Below are 18,186 nucleotides of genomic sequence, written 5' to 3'. Positions count from 1 at the left end.
TGCTTACGAACACTTTCGCAATGCTTCGTGGAGCCGCTAGGGTTGTGCGGTGATCACCAAGCGCGTGACGAAGCTCGCGGACGGACGCGACCTCTTCTACTTCGACGACGCCGACTCGACGCTGCCCGCAGAACGCAGCATCGACCAGCGTGTCCTCGACCCGCGGCCGGAGACGGCGCGCATGCGGCAGGACGTCCTCACGGGCGAGTGGGTGTCCATCGCGGCGAGCCGGCAGAACCGCGTGTTCCTGCCGCCAGCCGACCAGGATCCGCTCGCGCCGCAGTCGGCGGAGAACCCCTCCGAGATCCCGAGCCGGTACGACGTCGCGGTGTTCGAGAACCGCTCCCCGTCCTTCGGCCCGATGCTCGCCGGACCCGACGGGGCGGACGACGCCCCGCCATCGCTCGACTCCCTGACCGAGGTCGGGCTGAACCGGCAGTTCCGGAGCGTCGGGCGGTGCGAGGTCGTCTGCTTCTCGCCCGCGACCGAGGGCTCCTTCGCGTCGATCTCCGAGTCACGCGCCCGCACCGTGGTCGAGGCGTGGGCGGACCGCACGGCGGCGCTGTCCCAGATGCCCGGCATCCAGCAGGTCTTCCCGTTCGAGAACCGGGGCGAGGCCATCGGCGTCACGCTCCACCACCCGCACGGGCAGATCTACGCCTACCCCTACGTCACCCCGCGCACCCAGCGCCTGCTCGAGAGCATCGAGCGGTTCGGGCCGGACCTGTTCGAGCAGCACCTCGCGAACGAGCGCGCCTCCGACCGGGTCGTCCTCGCCGGTGAGCACTTCACCGCCTTCGTGCCCTTCGCCGCACGCTGGCCCATCGAGATCCACATGCTCCCGCACCGGCACGTCCCCGACTTCGCCGGGCTCACCGACGCCGAGAAGGACGAGCTGGCGCACATGCACCTGCGGCTCACCCGCGGGATCGACAAGCTCTACGGCGACCCGACGCCGTACATCGCCGCGTGGCACCAGGCGCCGGTGCACACCGGCCGCGACACCGTGCGGCTCATGCTCCAGATCACGTCCCCGCGTCGCGCGGCGGACAAGCTCAAGTTCCTGGCCGGCAGCGAAGCCGCCATGGGCGCGTGGATCGGGGACCTCGTCCCCGAGAAGGCGGCCGAGTTCATCCGAGGAGGGATCGAACGCGCATGACGTTCCAGCAGGTCTACGGGTACGAGCCCGCGGTGCGGTACTCCGCGCCCGGCCGGGTCAACCTCATCGGCGAGCACACTGACTACAACGACGGGTACGTGCTGCCCTTCGCGATCGACCGTCGCACGACCGCCTCGATCGCGCCCCGGGACGACCGGCAGCTGCGCGTCGCGTCGGCGTTCGACGCGGGCACCGTCGTCGAGCTCTCCCTCGACGAGCTCGCGCCCGAGCGCATGGACGGTTGGTCGGCGTACGTCCTCGGCATCGCGTGGGCACTCCGCGAGCAGGCGGGCGCGGACCTCACCGACAAGACCGGCTTCGACGTCTTCATCGAGTCGGACGTCCCGGTCGGTGCCGGGCTCTCGTCGAGCGCGGCGATCGAGTGCGGCGTCGCACTCGCCTTCAACGACCTGTGGGAGCTCGGGCTCGACCGGAAGACCCTGGCCCGGGTCGGCCAGTACTCCGAGAACCACGCCGTCGGTGCCCCCACCGGGATCATGGACCAGTCCGCCTCGCTGCTCGGGGAGCAGGACGCGGTCGTCTTCCTCGACTGCCGCACGCTCGACACCGCCGTGGTCGACCTGGCGCTCGAGGCGAACGGGCTCGAGGTCCTCGTCGTCGACACGCGCGTCGAGCACGCGCACGCCACGGGCGGCTACAAGGCCCGACGCGAGTCGTGCGAGCACGGTGCGGCCGTGATGGGTGTCGAGGCGCTCCGCGACCTGTCGGTCGACGACCTGCCGCGCGCGCAGGAACTCCTCGACGACGAGACCTTCCGCCGTGTCCGGCACGTCGTGACCGAGGACCAGCGCGTCCTCGACACCGTCCGCACGCTTCGCGAGCACGGGCCGCGGGCGATCGGGTCCCTGCTGGTCGCGTCGCACGAGTCGATGCGGGACGACTTCGAGATCTCGGTGCCGGAGCTCGACCTCGCGGTCGCGACCGCGATGGAGCACGGTGCGGTGGGCGCGCGGATGACCGGTGGCGGCTTCGGCGGTGCGGCGATCGCGTTGGTCGACCAGGAGGCGCGGCAGACGATCGCAGACGCGGTCGCCGCCGCCTTCGCCGCGGCCGGGTACCGCGAGCCGACGGTGTTCACGGTGCACGCCGCGCAGGGCGTCCGGCGCGACTGACGCGCCGGGTCTCTCGGGCTGGGCCGGCCGGGGGCCCCGGGTCAGCGGGTCGCGTGCCCTGTGGTGACCGTCACGCCGCCCCACGGGAAGCCGTGCGGGTGCAGGACCTCGTGGTCGATCTGGTCCATCACGACGTGCCCCTGCCACACGGTGTAGATCAGCACGCCGACCACGACGACCACCGGGACGGCCAGGTACGCCGCGAACCGGACGACGTCACCGAGCGATCGCTTGCCGAACCGCGCGAGCATCGGCGGCAGGAACACCCCGACGACGACCACGAGGAGCAGGACGGCGATCGCGGCCGGCGCCGTGTGTCTCTCGACGTGCACGGTGGGCGGCGCACTCGACAGCGGGTTGCCGGCGTTGTCGATCCAGTGCCCGTCGCCGTCCGTCCCGCCGTACTCCGACGAGGCGGACCACATCGTGAGCGTCGGGTACGACAGGAGCGCGACGGCCCCGATCAGCACGAGGCCCCGCGCTCGCGGTCGCAGCTGCCGTCCGGCGTGCGCCATCACGGGCGCGGTCTGCACGTTCTCCCCCATGTTCGAGACCGTAGCACTGCGGTCGACGCTCACGGCGCGCCCTCGAGTCGCTGGATCGACCACGAGACGTCACCGATCGTGAACGGGTGCAGGTCGCCGTGCGCGACGGCCCAGTACACCCACTGCCACTGCACGATGAACAGCACCCACACCAGCACGGTCACCCCGACCACCCCGCCCAGACCGAGCGCGAGCACGCGGTCCTGGTCCCACCGTGCGGCTCCGCGCCGAGCGACCCCGACGACGAAGCCGGCCACCGCGAAGCCGACGGTGAGGAGCACCCACCCGCTCCACGGCCGGGCCTCGAACTGCACGAAGCCGAGTTCGTGCACGTCCGTGCTGCCGGGCAGCCGCGGCTGAGCGGACCAGTTCTGTCCGAGGACCTGCAGGAACAGGCACAGCAGCGTGATCCCGACGAGCTTGCGGGCGTCCTTCGTGAAGAGCGACTCGTGTGCCCGAGGCTCCGCGGCGGAGGTGGTCATGCTCGAACGGTAGCGCGGTGCCGGCCGCGGCAGAAGCGCCCGTCCGGGGCACGCCCCGGACCCGGCCACCTCGTGCCCGCGCGGACGTGGCGGCGGCGACCCGCGCCTCCCGACCGTGCTTCGTGAGCAGAAATGGTCGGGTTCCACGACGGGACCCGACCATTTCTGCTCACGAAGCGCACAGCGCGGCGCGCGCGACGCGCGCCGCGCGCTAGTGCAAGTGGCGCTCGGCGGCCTCGACCACGTTCTTCATCAGCATCGCGCGGGTCATCGGGCCGACACCGCCGGGCGTCGGCGACAGGAAGCCCGCCACCGAGGCGACCGCGGGGTCGACGTCGCCCCGGAGGCGAGCCTTGCCCGTGTCCGGGGAGACCACGCGACTGATGCCGACGTCGATGACCGCCGCACCGGGCTTCACCCAGTCCGGCTGGACGAGCCCCGCGACACCGGCCGCGGCGACGATGATGTCCGCGCGGCGGCACTCGGCGGCGACGTCCTCGGTGAGGGAGTGGGTGAGGGTCGCGGTGGCCTCGAGCCGGGTGAGGAGCAGCCCGAGCGGACGACCGACCGTGAGCCCCTGCCCGATGATCGTGACGTGCTGGCCCCGGATCGGGACGTCGTACGCCTCGAGCATCGCGACGATGCCGCGCGGGGTGCACGGCAGGGGTGCGTCGATCGTGCCGGCACCGCCCGGGACGGCGAGCACGAGCTCACCGAGGTTGGTCGGGTGCAGGCCGTCGGCGTCCTTCGCCGGGTTCATCAGCTCGAGCATCGGGATCGGGTCGATCCCCTGCGGCAGCGGGAGCTGCACGATGAACGCGGTGACCCGGGGATCGTCGTTCATCTGCAGGATCGCTGCCCGGATGTCGGCGGCCGACGCGGTCTCGGGCAGGTCGATGCGGACCGAGTCGAGCCCGATCTGCGCCGAGTCGCGGTGCTTGCCCGCGACGTAGGACACCGAGCCCGCGTTCTGGCCGACCATGATCGTGCCGAGCCCGGGGCGGAACCCGTGGTCGTGCAGCCGGTCGATGCGGACCTTCAGGTCGTCGAGCGTGCGGGCGGCGAGGGCGGTGCCGTCGATGCGGACGGCACTGCCCTCACCCGCCCAGCGCTCGCGCGGCAGCGGCGCGGGCGACGGGGCGGCGGCGCTCACGCGTAGAGCGGGAACGCGTCGGTCAGGGCCTTCACCCGGGCCGAGAGCGCGTCGATGTCGGGGTTCGGCATGAGGGTCAGCGCGATGATGTCCGCGACCTCGGTGAACTCCGCGTCGCCGAAGCCACGCGTGGCCAGCGCCGAGGTGCCGATGCGGACACCCGAGGTGACCATCGGCGGGCGCGGGTCGAACGGCACGGAGTTGCGGTTGACGGTGATGCCGACCTCGTGCAGGAGGTCCTCGGCCTGCTTGCCGTCGACCTCGGACGTGCGGAGGTCCACGAGCACGAGGTGCACGTCGGTACCACCGGTGAGGACGTCGATGCCCGCAGCCTTCGCGTCGTCGGCCGTCAGCCGTGCGGCGAGCGCCTGTGCACCGCGGATCGTGCGCTCCTGGCGCTCCTTGAACTCCGGGGTGGCGGCGAGCAGGAACGCGGTGGCCTTGGCGGCGATCACGTGCATGAGCGGACCGCCCTGCTGGCCCGGGAACACGGCCGAGTTGAGCTTCTTGAAGAGCGACTCGTCGTTGGACAGGATGATGCCGGAGCGGGGGCCACCGAGGGTCTTGTGCACCGTCGAGGACACCACGTGGGCGTGCGGCACCGGGGACGGGTGCAGGCCGGCGGCGACGAGACCGGCGAAGTGCGCCATGTCCACCCAGAGCTTCGCGCCGACCTCGTCCGCGATCTCGCGGAACTTCGCGAAGTCGAGCTGGCGCGGGTAGGCCGACCAACCGGCGATGAGGACCTTCGGCTGGTGCTCGATGGCCTTCGCGCGGATGTCGTCGTAGTCGACCTCGAACGTCTCCGGGTCGACGCCGTACGCGACGGCGTTGTAGATGCGGCCGGAGAAGTTGAGCTTCATGCCGTGGGTCAGGTGACCGCCGTGTGCGAGCTCGAGGCCGAGGATGGTGTCGCCGGCGGACGCGATGGCGTGCAGGACGGCCGCGTTCGCGGTCGCACCCGAGTGTGGCTGGACGTTGGCGTACTCGGCGCCGAACAGCGCCTTCGCGCGGTCGATGGCGAGCTGCTCGGCGACGTCGACGTACTCGCAGCCGCCGTAGTAGCGCTTGCCCGGGTAGCCCTCGGCGTACTTGTTGGTGAGCACGGAGCCCTGCGACTCGAGGACGGCGCGCGGCACGAAGTTCTCGGATGCGATCATCTCGAGGGTGTCGCGCTGGCGGCCGAGCTCCTGCTCGAGGACGCGGGCGATCTCGGGGTCGACCTCGTTCAGCGGGGCGTTGAAGGCGGTGTTGGTGGCTGCGGGGGGCAGATCGGTGATGGACACGGGACTCCTCGTTGTCTGTTCCGTCGCGCACGCGCACGACGAGGTGGACGGGTGGGCGCGGCCCAGGCGTACGGCCGCGCACCGTGTCAGGTGTCGCTCCCCGATGGTGACCCATCCAACGCCAGTCGCGACCCCCCGATCGTACCGAGCGAGCAGGTTCGTGTCACCCTGGGTGCATGACCCTGTTGACGCCCGACGTGGACGAGCGCACCGACGCCCGCACGAGCGTGCGACCGGACACGCCGTGGGTCGCCGTCGTGTGGGACGACCCGGTGAACCTCATGTCCTACGTGACCTACGTCTTCCAGCAGTACTTCGGCTTCCCACGGGCGAAGGCGGAGCGACTCATGCGCCAGGTGAACGACGAGGGACGCGCGATCGTGGCGACCGGCCCCCGCGAAGCGATGGAGGCCCACGTCGAGGCCATGCACGGGTACGGGCTGCAGGCCTCGGTGGACAGGGCGCCCGCTCCGTGATCCCGTTCGTCCGCCGTGCCGACGGCGTGCACCTCGCCATGTCCTCCGGCGAGCGCGGCGTGCTCACGTCGCTGACCGAGCAGCTGCAGCAGGTGCTCGACGGGGACCTCGCATCCGACCCGGTCGCGGCGCGGATGTTCCCGGACGCTTACCGCGACGACGCCGAGGCGAGCGCGGAGTTCCGGCGGTGGACCGAGTCGGACCTGGTGGCGAGGAAGACCGAGAACGCCCGGGCCGTGCACGCGTGGCTCACCGGGGCACGGGACGGCGCCTTCGAGACCTCGGACGAGCAGGCCTGGCTGCGCTGTCTTACGGACCTGCGGCTGACGATCGCGGACCGGCTGGGGATCGTGGACTCCGCCACGGAGGAGCAGTCGTACACCGCCGACGCGAGCGTCGGCCTCCGGGACGTCTACGACTGGCTCGGGTACGTGCAGGAGCACCTGGTCGAGACCCTGACCGGTCCGCGGTGAGCGTCGCCTTCCGCCCCGTCGACGGTGACGACCTGGAGGCGCTGTTCGCCTTCTCGACGGACGAACCGGTCGCGTGGATCGGTGCGGACCGGTACCGGGCCGAGTCCGCCACGGGGAACTACCGCCCGGAGTGGTCGTGGCTGGCCCTGCGGGACGGTCGCCCCGTCGGCCGTGCGCTCTGGTGGGGCGGCGCGGACGCCACGGCACCGTCGACACTCGACGACCTGCTCATCGCACCGGGGTCGTCCGACCCCGACGAGCGCCGGGAGATCGCCGCCGGACTCATCGCCGCGGGAGCCGCCGCGTTCGGTTCGCTGCCGGAGTGGATCGTCGACGTCGCGGTGGACTGGCACACGGACGACGACGCCGTCGCGGCCGTGCGGTGGCGGACGGAAGCGGCCCGTGCCGCCGGACTCGGACGGATGACCGAGCGGGTCAGCGTCGCGCTCGAACAGCCGGGCGCTCCCGCGACGGGGTCGGTGTCGACGCCGGCCCTGCGGTTCCGCGGCGGCGACGACGCCGAGTTCGTGGACCTCTTCGCGCGCGTCGCGGTCGGGAGCCTCGATGCACACACGCTGGCCTCCGTCGCCGAACTGGGCTCGCGGGGTGCGGCCGCCGACGACCTCGCGTTCTACCGGTCGCTGCCCGGATCACGGGACGGGTGGCGGATCGCCCTCGACGCGGAGGGGCTCGTCGTCGGCTTCGTCATCGCGACCCGGACGGCGTACGACGCGGCCGTCAGCTCCATCGGCGTCCTGCCGCAGCACCGGGGGCGCGGCATCGTCGACGGACTGCTGGCCGAGGCGGTCCGGGTGCACGCCGCTGCCGGTGCACCGCGGGTGGTCGGGACGACGGACGCGACGAACACCCCGATGCGTCGGGCGTTCGAGCGTGCGGGGTTCGTGGTGACGAAGCGGCGGATCGTCTTCGAACCCTGAGTTCAGAAGGCAGCCTTGCAAGTTCGCCTGTCGAAGTAGTACCGTGACGGTATGGAATCGGACGGTGACGGCTCGGACGTGCTCGCCGGTGCGCTGCTGACGCTGTACGGCAAGATCCGCCGCACGACCCTGGTCGGCAAGGTCGACGACGTCACGGCCTCGCAGTCCGCCGCACTCGGGCGGCTCGTCCGCGACGGTGCGACCACGACCGCCGAACTCGCCCGCGCCGAGGGCGTCCGCCCGCAGTCGATGGGCGCGACCGTCCAGGCGCTCGAGGACCTCGGCCTCGTCACCCGCACGCAGGACCCGACCGACGGGCGCCGGACCATCGTCGCCGCGACCGACGCCGGCCGCACCGCCCGCGACGAGTCCCACCGCGCCCGGACCCGCCTGCTCGCCGAGCGCCTCGCGACGCTCGACCCAGACGACCGTGCCACGGTCGCCCGCTCCCTCCGCATCCTCGAACCCCTCGTCGAACCGTGACCACCAGGAGGGGCGACCCGCGTCGACCGACGCGAGCCGCGCCTCCTGGCCGTCACGACGCGACCCCCTCGCAAAGGCAGTCGACCACGTCCACCGCAACCGCCCCCACACCCGTCTCCCCGTCGACCGGCCCCGGCGGCAGCGGCTTCGGCCCGAAGCTCCTCGTGCCGGTCCTGGTCGGACCGCTGCTCAACCCGATCAACACGACGATGGTGTCGGTCGCCCTCGCGCCTATCTCCCGCGACCTCGGGATCGGTGCCGCGCAGGCGATCTGGCTCGTCGCGGCGCTGTACCTCGCGAGCGCCATCGCGCAGCCGACGATGGGCAAGCTCGCCGACCGGTTCGGTCCGAAGAAGGTGTTCCTGACCGGACTCGTCATCGTCGGGATCGCCGGGATCGTGCCCGAGTTCCTGACCGGCTTCGGTGGCGCGGTGTTCGCGCGCGTGCTGATCGGCATCGGGACCTCGTCGGCGTACCCGGCCGCGCTGACGACCCTGCGCCAGCACTCCGCCCGCATCGGGAAGCCCACCCCGCCGCTCGTGCTCGGCGCGCTGTCGATCACGTCGCTCGTGTCCGCCGCCGCCGGGCCGCCCCTCGGTGGAGCGCTCATCGCCGCGTTCGGCTGGCACGCGATCTTCCTCGTCAACGTCCCGCTCGCCGCCTTCGGGATCGTCGTCTCCGCGCTGTGGCTGCCGTCCGACAGGCTCCGGCCGCGGACCGACGAGGACCTGCCCGTCCTCACCGCGCTCGACCCGTTCGGGATGCTGCTCATGACCGGCTTCGTGTCGGCGCTGCTCGTGTTCCTGCTCGACCTGTCCGCCGGACTCTGGTGGCTGCTCGGCACGGCGGTCGTGCTGCTCGTCGCGCTCGTGCTCTGGGAGCTCCGCGCCGTGCGGCCCTTCGTCGACGTTCGGATGCTCGCCCGGAACGGTGCCCTCTCGCGCACGTACATGCGGCTGTTCCTCGTGTACCTGCTGGCGTACACGATGACCTACGGCTTCTCGCAGTGGGTGCAGGACGTCGCGGGGTACTCGAGCGACGTCGCCGGGTACATGCAGCTGCCCGCGGCGATCGTCGCCGGGGTCGCGTCGTTCCTCATTGCCCGGAAGACCGCCGTGCGGGGGCCGCTCATCGTCGCGGCCGTGGTGCCGATCGTCGGCGGGCTGCTCCTCCTGCTGCTCCACACCGGGTCGCCGGTGTTCCTGCTCGTCCTCGCGCCGGCGCTGTTCGGCGTGCCGCAGGCCCTGGCGTCCGTGTCGAACCAGGCGGCGCTCTACCGAGTCGTGCCGGCGGAGTACATCGGCACGGCGGCGGGGCTGTCCCGGACGAGCGTGTACATCGGGGCGATCGGGGCGTCCTCGCTGATCGGCGGGGTGTTCGGCCAGGCCCCGACGACGCCGGACCTGCACGTGCTGGCGTGGGTGATCGTGGGGGTCGCGGTGCTGTTGAGCGTCCTGACGATCGCCGACCGGGCGTTGTCGCGGCCGCTCCCGCGCTGACCGCGCGGCGCGGGCGGCGCCGGGCGGGCGCGGCGCCGGGCGGGCGCGGCGCCGGGCGCGGCGCGCCCGCCCCCGCCCCCGCGCCCGCGCCCGCGCCCGCGGACCCCACTTCGTGAGCAGAAATGGTCGGGTCACGTCACCGCACCCGACCGTTTCTGCCCACGATCCCGCCCGCGCGCGCCGCGGCCGCGCGACCGCCGGCGGGCCGCAGCCCGACCGGCGGGGCCGCGCCGCGCCTCCCGACAGCCCGATCCCGGTAGCCTGATCCGGTGACCGACCCGACCGCTCCGACCGCCCCGAGCGAGCAGACCCCCACGCACTGGACCCTCACGCTGGTCTGCGACGACCAGCCCGGGATCGTGCACGCCGTCTCCGGAGCCGTCGTCGCCGCGAGCGGGAACATCACCGAGTCACAGCAGTTCTCGAGCGTCGACACGAACACGTTCTTCATGCGCCTCCAGGTCATGGCCCCCGTCGACCGCTCCACGTTCGAGGCCGCGCTCGCTCCCGTCGCCGAACGCTACGACGCCCGCGTCCAGCTCGACGTCGTCGGCCGGCCGCTGCGCACCCTCGTCCTCGTGTCGAAGGCCGGGCACTGCCTGAACGACCTGCTGTACCGGCAGCGCGGCGGACAGCTCCCGATCGAGGTGCCGCTCGTCCTCTCGAACCACGCGGACCTCTCCGAGCTCGCGTCGTTCTACTCCGTGCCGTTCGAGCACCGGCCGGTGACCGACGCCGCGAGCAAGCAGGAGATGGAGCGCCGGGTGCTGCAGGCGGTCGAGGAGCACGACATCGAGCTCGTCGTCCTCGCCCGGTACATGCAGATCCTCTCGCCGGAGCTGTGCGCCGCCCTCGAGGGTCGCGCGGTGAACATCCACCACTCGTTCCTGCCGGGCTTCAAGGGCGCCAACCCCTACCGGCAGGCGCACGCCCGCGGGGTCAAGCTCATCGGTGCGACGGCGCACTTCGTGACGAGCGACCTCGACGAGGGCCCGATCATCGAGCAGAACGTCGTCCGCGTGGACCACACGAAGGACCCCGCCGAGCTGGTCTCGATCGGCCAGGACGAGGAGTCCCGCACGCTCACCCAGGCGGTGCGCTGGATCGCCGAGGACCGTGTCCTCCTCGACGGCGCCCGCACCATCATCTTCAAGTAGGCACCGCATGTCAGCACCGCAGTCCCCCGTCGATTGGGGCGACACCCCGGACCCGCACGCCATCCGCCCGCGGAGGCTCGACGGCTGGACGGTGCTCCGCATCCTGGTGTGCGCCTTCGGCCTGGTCTCGCTGGCGTACTGGGGCTACATCGCGTGGCCGTTCCCGATGCCCGGCATCCTGTTCATGATCGGCGCGCCGGTGTTCGCGGCGGTGGTCTGGTACCTGTTCCGGTCGCAGGCGTCGCCGATCGAGACCGACATCGTCGGCAAGACCATCGTCGAGGTCGCCCTCGTGATCGCGGCCGGCGGGTGCTGGATCTCGATCGGGCACCCGGTGGTGGGGCTGGTCTTCATCCTCGTGGCGGCCCTGTCGGGCGTGGTGCAGTTCCGCAAGGAGACCCGGTGAACGTCGGCGGCTCCGGCGGACGGGAGGCGCGGCGCACCCTGATCCGCTCGGCCCACGTGGTCGACGCGGCCGGCTCCACGGCGGACGGCTGGGTCCTCGTCGTCGGTGACACGATCCACGCGGTCGGCTCCGGCCCCGAGGCACCGGCGGCGACCTCGGTGCACGAGGTCGTGGACCTCGGCGACGCCGTCCTGACGCCCGGCTTCATCGACCTGCACGGCCACGGCGGCGGCGGCACCGCGTACGAGGACGACTCGATCGCGGCCGCCCTCGAGGTCCACCGGTCCCACGGCACGACCCGCTCGGTCCTGTCCCTCGTCGCGAACCCGGTCCCCGCGCTGACCGCCTCGCTCGACCGCATCCGCAGGGTGATGGCCGACGACCCGCTCGTGCTCGGCGTCCACCTCGAGGGACCCTTCCTCTCCCCGCACAACAAGGGTGCCCACAACGAGTCGTTCCTGATCGACCCGGCGCCCGGTCCGGTCGCGGACCTGCTCGAGGCCGGCGAGGGCGTCGTGCGCCAGGTCACCATCGCGCCGGAGCTCGCCGGCGCCCTCGACGCGACCGAACGGTTCGTCGCCGCGGGCGTCACCGTCGCCGTGGGCCACACCGTCGGCACGTACGACCAGGCCCGGGCAGCGTTCGACGCCGGCGCGACCCTGCTCACGCACGCGTTCAACGCCATGCCGGGCATCCACCACCGGGCTCCCGGGCCGATCGCGGCCGCCGTGGCCGACGACCGCGTGACGCTCGAGCTCATCCTCGACGGCGTGCACGTGCACCCGTCCGTGGCGTCGATGCTGCTGCGGGCGGCGCCGAGTCGTGTCGCCCTCATCACCGACGCCATGGGCGCTGCCGGTGCGGCCGACGGCCCGTACACGCTCGGATCCCTCGCCGTGACCGTGACGGACGGGATCGCGCACGTCGCGGGGACGGACACCATCGCGGGGTCGACGCTGACGCAGGACGTGGCGCTGCGGAACGCCGTGACCCTCGCGGGGCAGACGCTGCCGGACGCCGTGGCGGCGCTGACCAGCGTGCCGGCGGCGGCGCTGGGGCTCGGCGACCGGCTGGGTCGGCTCGCGCCGGGGTACGCCGCCGACCTCGTGGCGTTGTCGCCGTCGTTCGAGGTCCGCCGCGTCTGGGGTGCCGGGCGGCGGCTCCGCTGATCCCCGCGGCGCCTACCGGTCGACCGGCCGCCCCCGCACCCCGCTCGCCCACGACGTGTCCGCCGTGTCCCCGACCCGCAGCGACAGCGTCCCACCGCGGGTCACGAACGACGCCGGCACCCAGGACTTCTCGAGCGTCCGGCCGTCCAGGCGTGCACCGTGGACGTACGCCTCCGTGCCGGAGGACCGGACGACGATCCGCTCCCCGCTCGACCGCCGGATGTCGACCGTGCTGAACGTCGGGCTGCCGATGAGCATCTCCGCCCGCCCCGGCGTCTGCGGGAACAACCCGATCGACGCGAAGACGTACCAGGCGCTCATCGTGCCGAGGTCGTCGTTGCCCGGCAGCCCGCTCGGCCCGGTCGTGTAGGCGTCGTCGACGACCCGACGCACGGTCTCCTGCGTCTTCCACGGCTTGCCGAGCGCGTTGTACATCCACGGCGTGTGGATGTCGGGCTCGTTGGTCGGATCGAACTTCGTGGGGTCACCGCCGGTCACCGCGAACGCGCCGGAGCTGTCGTGGAAGAAGGCGTCCAAGCGAGCCGCAGCGGCATCGTCTCCGCCCAGCGCGGTCGACAGCCCGTGCACGTCCTGCGGCACGAGCCACGTGTACTGCGCGCTCGTCCCCTGCGCGAACCCGGTTCCGGTCGAGGGCGACCAGTCCGGCGTCCACGATCCGTCGGCCTGGCGAGCGGCCTGGTACCCGACGGCCGGGTTGAACGTGTTCTTCCAGTAGGCACCACGGGCGCTGAACATCCGGGCGTCCGAGCGAAGCCCCAGCGACGAGGCCCGGTACCCGAGCGCACTGTCGGAGATCGAGTCCTCGAGGGTCTCGGCAGCGCCACCCCAGCACGAGCAGTCGTCGTTCGCCGCGTACTGCCGCTGCAGGTACTCGTCGAGGGCCGGCCGCTGCGCCAGGCACTGGCCCGGGCAGCCGATGTCGCTCTCGGCGTCGGCGTTCTCGACGGTCGCCTGGTGCTTCAGCGAGGCGTAGGCGGCCCGCACGTCGAAGTTCCGGACACCCATGGCGTACCAGGTGGCGAGGGTCGCGGCCGAGGGGTCACCGGTCATGACGTGCGTCGGCGCACCGAGGTGCAGCCACCGGTCCCACACCCCGCCGTTCTGCTCGGCGAACCGCAGCATCGACTGCGCCATGTCGCCGGCGACGTCCGGTCGCAGCAGGGCGAGCAGTTGGATCTGTGCCCGGTACTGGTCCCACCCGGAGTACGTGCCGTAGACGGCCCTGTGGCCCCTGTCCATCCGGTGCACCCGCTGGTCCGGCCCGAGGTAGCGGCCGTCACGGTCGTTCAGGGTGTTCGGCTGCATGAGCGCGTGGTACACGGACGTGTACAGCTGGGTGGTCCGGTCCGCGGTGCCGCCACCGACGCGCAGGCGCGACAGTTCGCGGTTCCAGGAGGCGCGGGTGCCGGCCGCGACGCTGGCGACGGTCGAGCGCGGGGTCACCTCGCCGTCGCGGTTCGCGACGGCTCCTGCGGCGCTCACGTACGAGATGCCGATCTTCGCGTGCACCGTCGCACCGCGACGCGCGTCGAACCCGACCCACGCGCCGGAGCCGCGTCCGGCACGGTCGGCGCCGGTCAGGTAGCCCTCCCCGCCGGAGGAGGACGTGCCTCCTGGCCGGACCGTGCCGTCCTGCCAGGTGCCGGTGCTCGTGAACGCCCGGCCGAAGGTCGCCGTGAAGAACAGGCGGTAGTAGCTACGGCGGTCGGGGTTGGTGGCCCCGCCCCCGTTCGCACGGCGGCTGCAGAAGCCGCCGGTCAGGACGCTGCCGCTGACCGTGCGGGTCCGTGCGTCGACGCGGGTGGTGGCCGCCTCGCTGCCGTTGATCGAGTTCGACGTGCGGAAGAGCAGGTTCGCGTCCTTGCCGGCCGGGAACGCGAACTCGCCGATGCCGGCGCGCGTGGTGACGGCGAGGTCGGTGCGGACGCCGTTGTCGAGGCGGACCGTGTAGCGGCCGGGGCTCGCGGACTCGTCGTCGTGCGAGTAGCCGGCGGCGTAGACCGCGTCGGTGGAGTCGGACGACGGCGAGGTCGTGACCGGTGTGGTGACGGGCATGATCGGCACGTCGCCGGCGGCCCCCGGCGCGCAGCCCGCACCGTTGAGGTGCGTCAGGCTGAACCCCCGCAGTCGGTCGACGTCGTACGAGTAGCCGTTCGCGACCGGGGTCGAGGTCTGGTCGCCCGCGGTGCCGGTGGGGCTCCACTGGAGCATGCCGAACGGAGCGGTCGCGCCGGGCCAGGTGTTGCCGTCGCCGCTCGTGCCGATGAACGGGTCGACGTACCGGGCGGGGTCGGAGACGGTCCGGGCCGCCTGCCCCGCCTGCCCGGTCGGCGAGGCGACCGCCGGTGCGGCGACCATCCCCGTCCCGAGCAGCGCGGCGATCGTGGCCACCGCGGCGAGCGGTAGCGGGCGGAGGAGCGGGCGACGGTGCACGCGGGAACGGTTCACGCCCGCGACGCTAGACCCCTCGGACGGGGGACGCGCGATCGGTCACCGAGCGCTCCCCTGCTGTTCACGTCGATCGGTCGCCCCGCCCGCGCCTGCTTGGATGGACGCCATGCACCACGGGGACGAGCACGCGCCGGGCGGTCGACGTCGCCCACCGCGGGCGATCGTCCTCGTGATGGCCGAGTACGGCGTCGGGGACTCGCCGCTCTGGTACCGCGGATCCTCCGAGGACGTCGGCCTCGTCGATCCGGACGCGGACGGCCTCGGCCTCAGCGCTGCCCTGCGGCACGACCTCGAGGCGTGGAACGACGTGTTCGACGCGCTGAGCGGGACGTCGTTCGAGTGGCCCTCGGCCGCGGTCCGTGACGCCCACCGGGTCGACGCGTTCACGCTCGCGAGCAGGGTGCAGCTCGAAGTCGGTGACGACGTCCACGTCTGGTGCGGCGCCGGCAGCGGGATCGACACCTTCCCGGTCGCGCACCCCGTCGTGGTGGCGCCCGCCGACCGCGTCGGCACCGAGGTCGAGTCCTGGAACGGCCGCCGCCGCGCCGAGATCATGTCCGCGCGCGCCGCCGGGCTCCGCGAGGGCACCGCGCGCGCGATCGTCGGGTGGCGCGCGCTGACCGAGCGGGCCGGGGGTCCGTTCGGTGACGCGGGGACCCGAGCACTGGGACTCCGCACAGCAGCACGCATGCAGGGCGACGTCGGCGTCCGGGCGCAGGTGGTGTCCTTCGCGGGCGCGAGCGGACCGTACACCCTCGCCGACGTCGACTGAGGTCCAGATCACACCCTCCGCTGCGAGGATGGCCCCATGAGCGTCATGGTCTCCCTCTTCGATGCGCACCGCACCCGCACCAGCGAGAAGTACACGGCCTACCCGCCGGACGTGCTGCCGATGTTCGTCGCGGAGATGGACAGCATGCTCGCCGAACCCGTGCGGGACGCCCTCGTGGCCGCGGTCACGAACGGCGACACCGGGTACGTCGGGCACGGCCGGGCGCTCCCCGAGGCGTTCGCCGACTTCGCCGAGGCCCGCTGGTCGTGGCGCCTCGACCCGGACCTCGTGCGGACCACCACGGACGTCTCGGTGGCTGCGGTGGAGACGCTCCGCCGGGTCATCGAGCCCGGGGACCAGGTCGTCATCATGCCGCCCGTGTACCCGCCGTTCTGGGAGTACGTCGCCGAGGCAGGCGGCTCCGTGACCGAGGTCCCGCTGCTCGCACCCGAGGGCACCGCGGATCCGTTCGACACGACGGCCGGGTGGCGGATGGACCTCGACGGGATCGGCCGGGCGTTCGCGGACGGGGCCCGCACGGTGCTGCTCTGCAACCCGCACAACCCCCTCGGACTCGTCCACACCCGCGAGGACCTCGCCGCCCTCGCCCGAGTCGCCGCCGAGTGGGACGCCGTGGTCGTCTCGGACGAGATCCACGCGCCGCTCGTGCACGCGGACGCGACGTTCACGCCCTTCCTCGACTCCTGCCCCGAGGCAGCGGAGCTCGGGGTCACCCTGACGAGCGCGAGCAAGGCGTGGAACCTCGCGGGGACGAAGTGCGCCCTGATGGTCGGCGCCTCCGAGCGTGCTCGCGCCTGGTTCGACGGCATGCCCGGCGAGGTCGTCGAGCGCACCGGGATCCTCGGGTACACCGCGAGCGTGGCGGCGTTCAGCGAGGGCGGACCCTGGCTCGCGTCGCTGCTGACCGAGCTCGCCGCGAACCGCCGCACCCTGGCCGAGCGACTCGGTGACGTGCTGCCCGGCACCGGGTACCGGCAGCCGCAGGCGTCCTACCTGGCGTGGCTCGACTTGCGGGCGCTCCCGTGGGGTGACGACCCCGCAGCCCTGCTCGTCGACGAGGCGAAGGTCGCGCTCGGCAGCGGGCCTGACTTCGGACGCCAGGGGGCCGGGTTCGCGCGACTCAACTTCGGGTGCTCGGCGGAGACCCTCGACGACGGACTCAGCCGCCTGCACACCGCGTTCGAACGACGTGCAGGCGGCTGATCCGCGGCCCTACTCGAACAGCTGCCAGGCCGGCTTGTTCGCGTACGTGTACGTGTAGTAATCGGCGAGCTCGAGGCCCACCGCGGCTTCCTCGTCGACGACGACGGTGGCGTGCGCGTGCAGCTGCAGCGCGGACCCGGGGACGAACGACGACAGCGGCCCCTCGACCGCGGCGGCCACGGCGTCGGCCTTCGACGAGCCCTGGGCGACGAGGACGAGCTCGCGGGCCTCGAGGATGGTGCCGAGCCCCTGCGTCATGCAGTGCGTCGGGACCTGGTCGAGGCTGTCGAAGAACCGGGCGTTGGCCTCGCGCGTGGACGGGGCGAGGGTCTTGATGCGCGTGCGGGACGCGAACGACGACGTCGGCTCGTTGAACCCGATGTGCCCGTTCGCGCCGATCCCGAGGATCTGCACGTCGACCCCGCCCGCGGCACGGATCGCGGCGTCGTACTCCTTCGCCGCGAACTCGAGGTCGGACGCGCGGCCGTCCGGGACCCGGACGCGGGAGGGCTCGAACCCGAGCGGATCGATGACGTCGCGCTGGATCACCGAGGCGTACGACTCGGGGTGCTCGAGCGGGATGCCGACGTACTCGTCGAGGGCGAACGCGCGGGCCTCGGCGAACGAGATCTCCCCCGCGTCGACACGACGCTGCAGGTCGGCGTAGATGCCCTGCGGGCTGGACCCGGTGGCGACACCGATGACGGCGGACGGCTTCTTCGCGACGACGGAGGCGATCTTGGCCGCGGCGACGCGACCGACCTCAGCCGGCGTGGGCAGGATGATGATCTCCACGGTGACAGCCTACTGGTCATGACCAGTCCGCGACAGGGTCCCGTGTCGGTAGCGTGGCGGCATGCCCACGCCTCACTTCGTCCTGTCCCTCCGCTCGAAGATCGGGAACGAGCCGCTCTGGCTCACCGGGGTCACCGCCGTGGTGACGCGCGGCGAGGGTCCGGACCGTGAGCTCCTCGTCGTGCGCCGGGCCGACAACCACGCGTTCACGCCGGTCACCGGCATCGTCGACCCCGGCGAGGAACCCGCGGTCGCCGCCGAACGCGAGGTCCTCGAGGAAGCCGACGTCGTCGCCGTCGCCGAGCGCCTCGCGTGGGTGCAGGTGCTGCCGGAGATGACGTACCCGAACGGTGACCGAGCGCAGTACCTCGACCTGGTGTTCGCCTGCCGGTACGTCTCCGGGGAGCCCTTCCCCGCCGACGGTGAGAACACCGAGGCCTTCTGGGCGCGGCTCGACGCGCTGCCGGAGATGCCCGCGACCATGCGGGCGCGGATCGAGGCGGCCCTGTCCGACGACCCGGCCGCGCGCTTCCAGCGCTGACCCACGGGACGGGAGGCGCGGTG

General features: G+C 72.6%; 19 protein-coding genes and 1 riboswitch. Of the genes, 13 read left to right on the top strand and 6 right to left on the bottom strand.

Going from position 1 to position 18,186, the window contains the following annotated elements; all coding sequences use genetic code 11:
* The first annotated feature begins 49 nt into the window (after positions 1-49).
* Positions 50-1,159, top strand: a complete 1,110-nt coding sequence (gene galT, locus BIV03_RS11910; protein WP_071295865.1) for a galactose-1-phosphate uridylyltransferase — start codon at positions 50-52, stop codon at positions 1,157-1,159.
* Positions 1,156-2,292 (top strand): galactokinase, encoded by a 1,137-nt coding sequence (galK, locus tag BIV03_RS11905; RefSeq protein WP_071295864.1) that lies wholly within the window; start codon positions 1,156-1,158, stop codon positions 2,290-2,292. Before galT ends, galK begins: the two co-directional genes overlap by 4 nt.
* A gap of 41 nt (positions 2,293-2,333) precedes the next feature.
* Here the strand turns inward: galK and BIV03_RS11900 are convergent, their stop codons facing one another.
* The 4 genes from BIV03_RS11900 to glyA form a co-directional block, all read right to left on the bottom strand.
* A complete protein-coding gene (locus BIV03_RS11900) occupies positions 2,334-2,837 on the bottom strand; it encodes a hypothetical protein (RefSeq protein ID WP_139201954.1) in 504 nt (167 codons plus the stop codon).
* A 29-nt stretch (positions 2,838-2,866) separates the two neighbouring features.
* A complete protein-coding gene (locus BIV03_RS11895) occupies positions 2,867-3,319 on the bottom strand; it encodes a hypothetical protein (RefSeq protein WP_071295862.1) in 453 nt (150 codons plus the stop codon).
* 211 nt (positions 3,320-3,530) lie between these two features.
* Positions 3,531-4,442, bottom strand: coding sequence for a tetrahydrofolate dehydrogenase/cyclohydrolase catalytic domain-containing protein (locus BIV03_RS11890; RefSeq protein ID WP_070419370.1), 912 nt, complete (start codon positions 4,440-4,442; stop codon positions 3,531-3,533).
* A gap of 26 nt (positions 4,443-4,468) precedes the next feature.
* On the bottom strand, positions 4,469-5,752 hold the full coding sequence (gene glyA / locus BIV03_RS11885) for a serine hydroxymethyltransferase (RefSeq protein WP_302847420.1): 1,284 nt from the start codon (positions 5,750-5,752) through the stop codon (positions 4,469-4,471).
* Between the two features lie 59 nt (positions 5,753-5,811).
* Positions 5,812-5,897, bottom strand: a riboswitch (ZMP/ZTP riboswitch).
* A gap of 37 nt (positions 5,898-5,934) precedes the next feature.
* Between glyA and clpS the strand changes: the two genes are divergently transcribed.
* From clpS to nagA, 8 genes are all read left to right on the top strand, one after another.
* Complete coding sequence (gene clpS, locus BIV03_RS11880) at positions 5,935-6,234, top strand: ATP-dependent Clp protease adapter ClpS (RefSeq protein ID WP_083403394.1); 300 nt, start codon at positions 5,935-5,937, stop codon at positions 6,232-6,234.
* Complete coding sequence (locus tag BIV03_RS11875; protein WP_071295861.1) at positions 6,231-6,707, top strand: DUF2017 family protein; 477 nt, start codon at positions 6,231-6,233, stop codon at positions 6,705-6,707. Before clpS ends, BIV03_RS11875 begins: the two co-directional genes overlap by 4 nt.
* Entirely contained in the window at positions 6,704-7,645 is a 942-nt protein-coding gene (locus BIV03_RS11870) for a GNAT family N-acetyltransferase (protein WP_071295860.1), read from the top strand. Before BIV03_RS11875 ends, BIV03_RS11870 begins: the two co-directional genes overlap by 4 nt.
* 51 nt (positions 7,646-7,696) lie before the next feature.
* The gene (locus tag BIV03_RS11865) at positions 7,697-8,128 is read left to right on the top strand and encodes a MarR family winged helix-turn-helix transcriptional regulator (RefSeq protein ID WP_071295859.1); all 432 of its coding nucleotides are present in this window, start codon (positions 7,697-7,699) and stop codon (positions 8,126-8,128) included.
* Positions 8,129-8,292: 164 nt separating this feature from the next.
* On the top strand, positions 8,293-9,627 hold the full coding sequence (locus BIV03_RS11860; RefSeq protein ID WP_083295175.1) for an MFS transporter: 1,335 nt from the start codon (positions 8,293-8,295) through the stop codon (positions 9,625-9,627).
* Positions 9,628-9,896: 269 nt separating this feature from the next.
* On the top strand, positions 9,897-10,784 hold the full coding sequence (purU, locus tag BIV03_RS11855) for a formyltetrahydrofolate deformylase (RefSeq protein ID WP_083403393.1): 888 nt from the start codon (positions 9,897-9,899) through the stop codon (positions 10,782-10,784).
* A gap of 7 nt (positions 10,785-10,791) precedes the next feature.
* Entirely contained in the window at positions 10,792-11,190 is a 399-nt protein-coding gene (locus tag BIV03_RS11850) for a YrdB family protein (protein WP_083295174.1), read from the top strand.
* Positions 11,187-12,359: an N-acetylglucosamine-6-phosphate deacetylase gene (gene nagA / locus BIV03_RS11845; protein ID WP_175475814.1), complete on the top strand. Its 1,173-nt coding sequence runs from the start codon at positions 11,187-11,189 to the stop codon at positions 12,357-12,359. The genes BIV03_RS11850 and nagA overlap by 4 nt, the downstream gene beginning before the upstream one ends.
* 12 nt (positions 12,360-12,371) lie before the next feature.
* On the opposite strand, the gene BIV03_RS11840 is transcribed toward nagA, so the two are convergent.
* On the bottom strand, positions 12,372-14,828 hold the full coding sequence (locus BIV03_RS11840; protein WP_254790873.1) for a GH92 family glycosyl hydrolase: 2,457 nt from the start codon (positions 14,826-14,828) through the stop codon (positions 12,372-12,374).
* A gap of 109 nt (positions 14,829-14,937) precedes the next feature.
* Here BIV03_RS11840 and BIV03_RS11835 point away from each other — a divergent pair, with 109 nt between their 5' ends.
* Positions 14,938-15,603, top strand: coding sequence for a hypothetical protein (locus tag BIV03_RS11835; RefSeq protein WP_139201953.1), 666 nt, complete (start codon positions 14,938-14,940; stop codon positions 15,601-15,603).
* A gap of 36 nt (positions 15,604-15,639) precedes the next feature.
* A complete protein-coding gene (locus BIV03_RS11830; RefSeq protein WP_071295857.1) occupies positions 15,640-16,827 on the top strand; it encodes a MalY/PatB family protein in 1,188 nt (395 codons plus the stop codon).
* 9 nt (positions 16,828-16,836) lie between these two features.
* Here the strand turns inward: BIV03_RS11830 and nagB are convergent, their stop codons facing one another.
* The gene (nagB, locus tag BIV03_RS11825; RefSeq protein ID WP_071295856.1) at positions 16,837-17,622 is read right to left on the bottom strand and encodes a glucosamine-6-phosphate deaminase; all 786 of its coding nucleotides are present in this window, start codon (positions 17,620-17,622) and stop codon (positions 16,837-16,839) included.
* A gap of 61 nt (positions 17,623-17,683) precedes the next feature.
* Between nagB and BIV03_RS11820 the strand changes: the two genes are divergently transcribed.
* Positions 17,684-18,163 carry an NUDIX domain-containing protein gene (locus BIV03_RS11820; protein WP_071295855.1) on the top strand — a complete coding sequence of 160 codons (480 nt, stop codon included), beginning with the start codon at positions 17,684-17,686 and terminating at the stop codon, positions 18,161-18,163.
* Positions 18,164-18,186 lie beyond the last annotated feature (23 nt).

The organism is Curtobacterium sp. MCBA15_016 (genome assembly GCF_001865105.1).
In the GTDB taxonomy this organism is placed as follows: Bacteria; Actinomycetota; Actinomycetes; order Actinomycetales; family Microbacteriaceae; genus Curtobacterium.
This window is presented reverse-complemented; position numbering and strand designations above follow the sequence as displayed.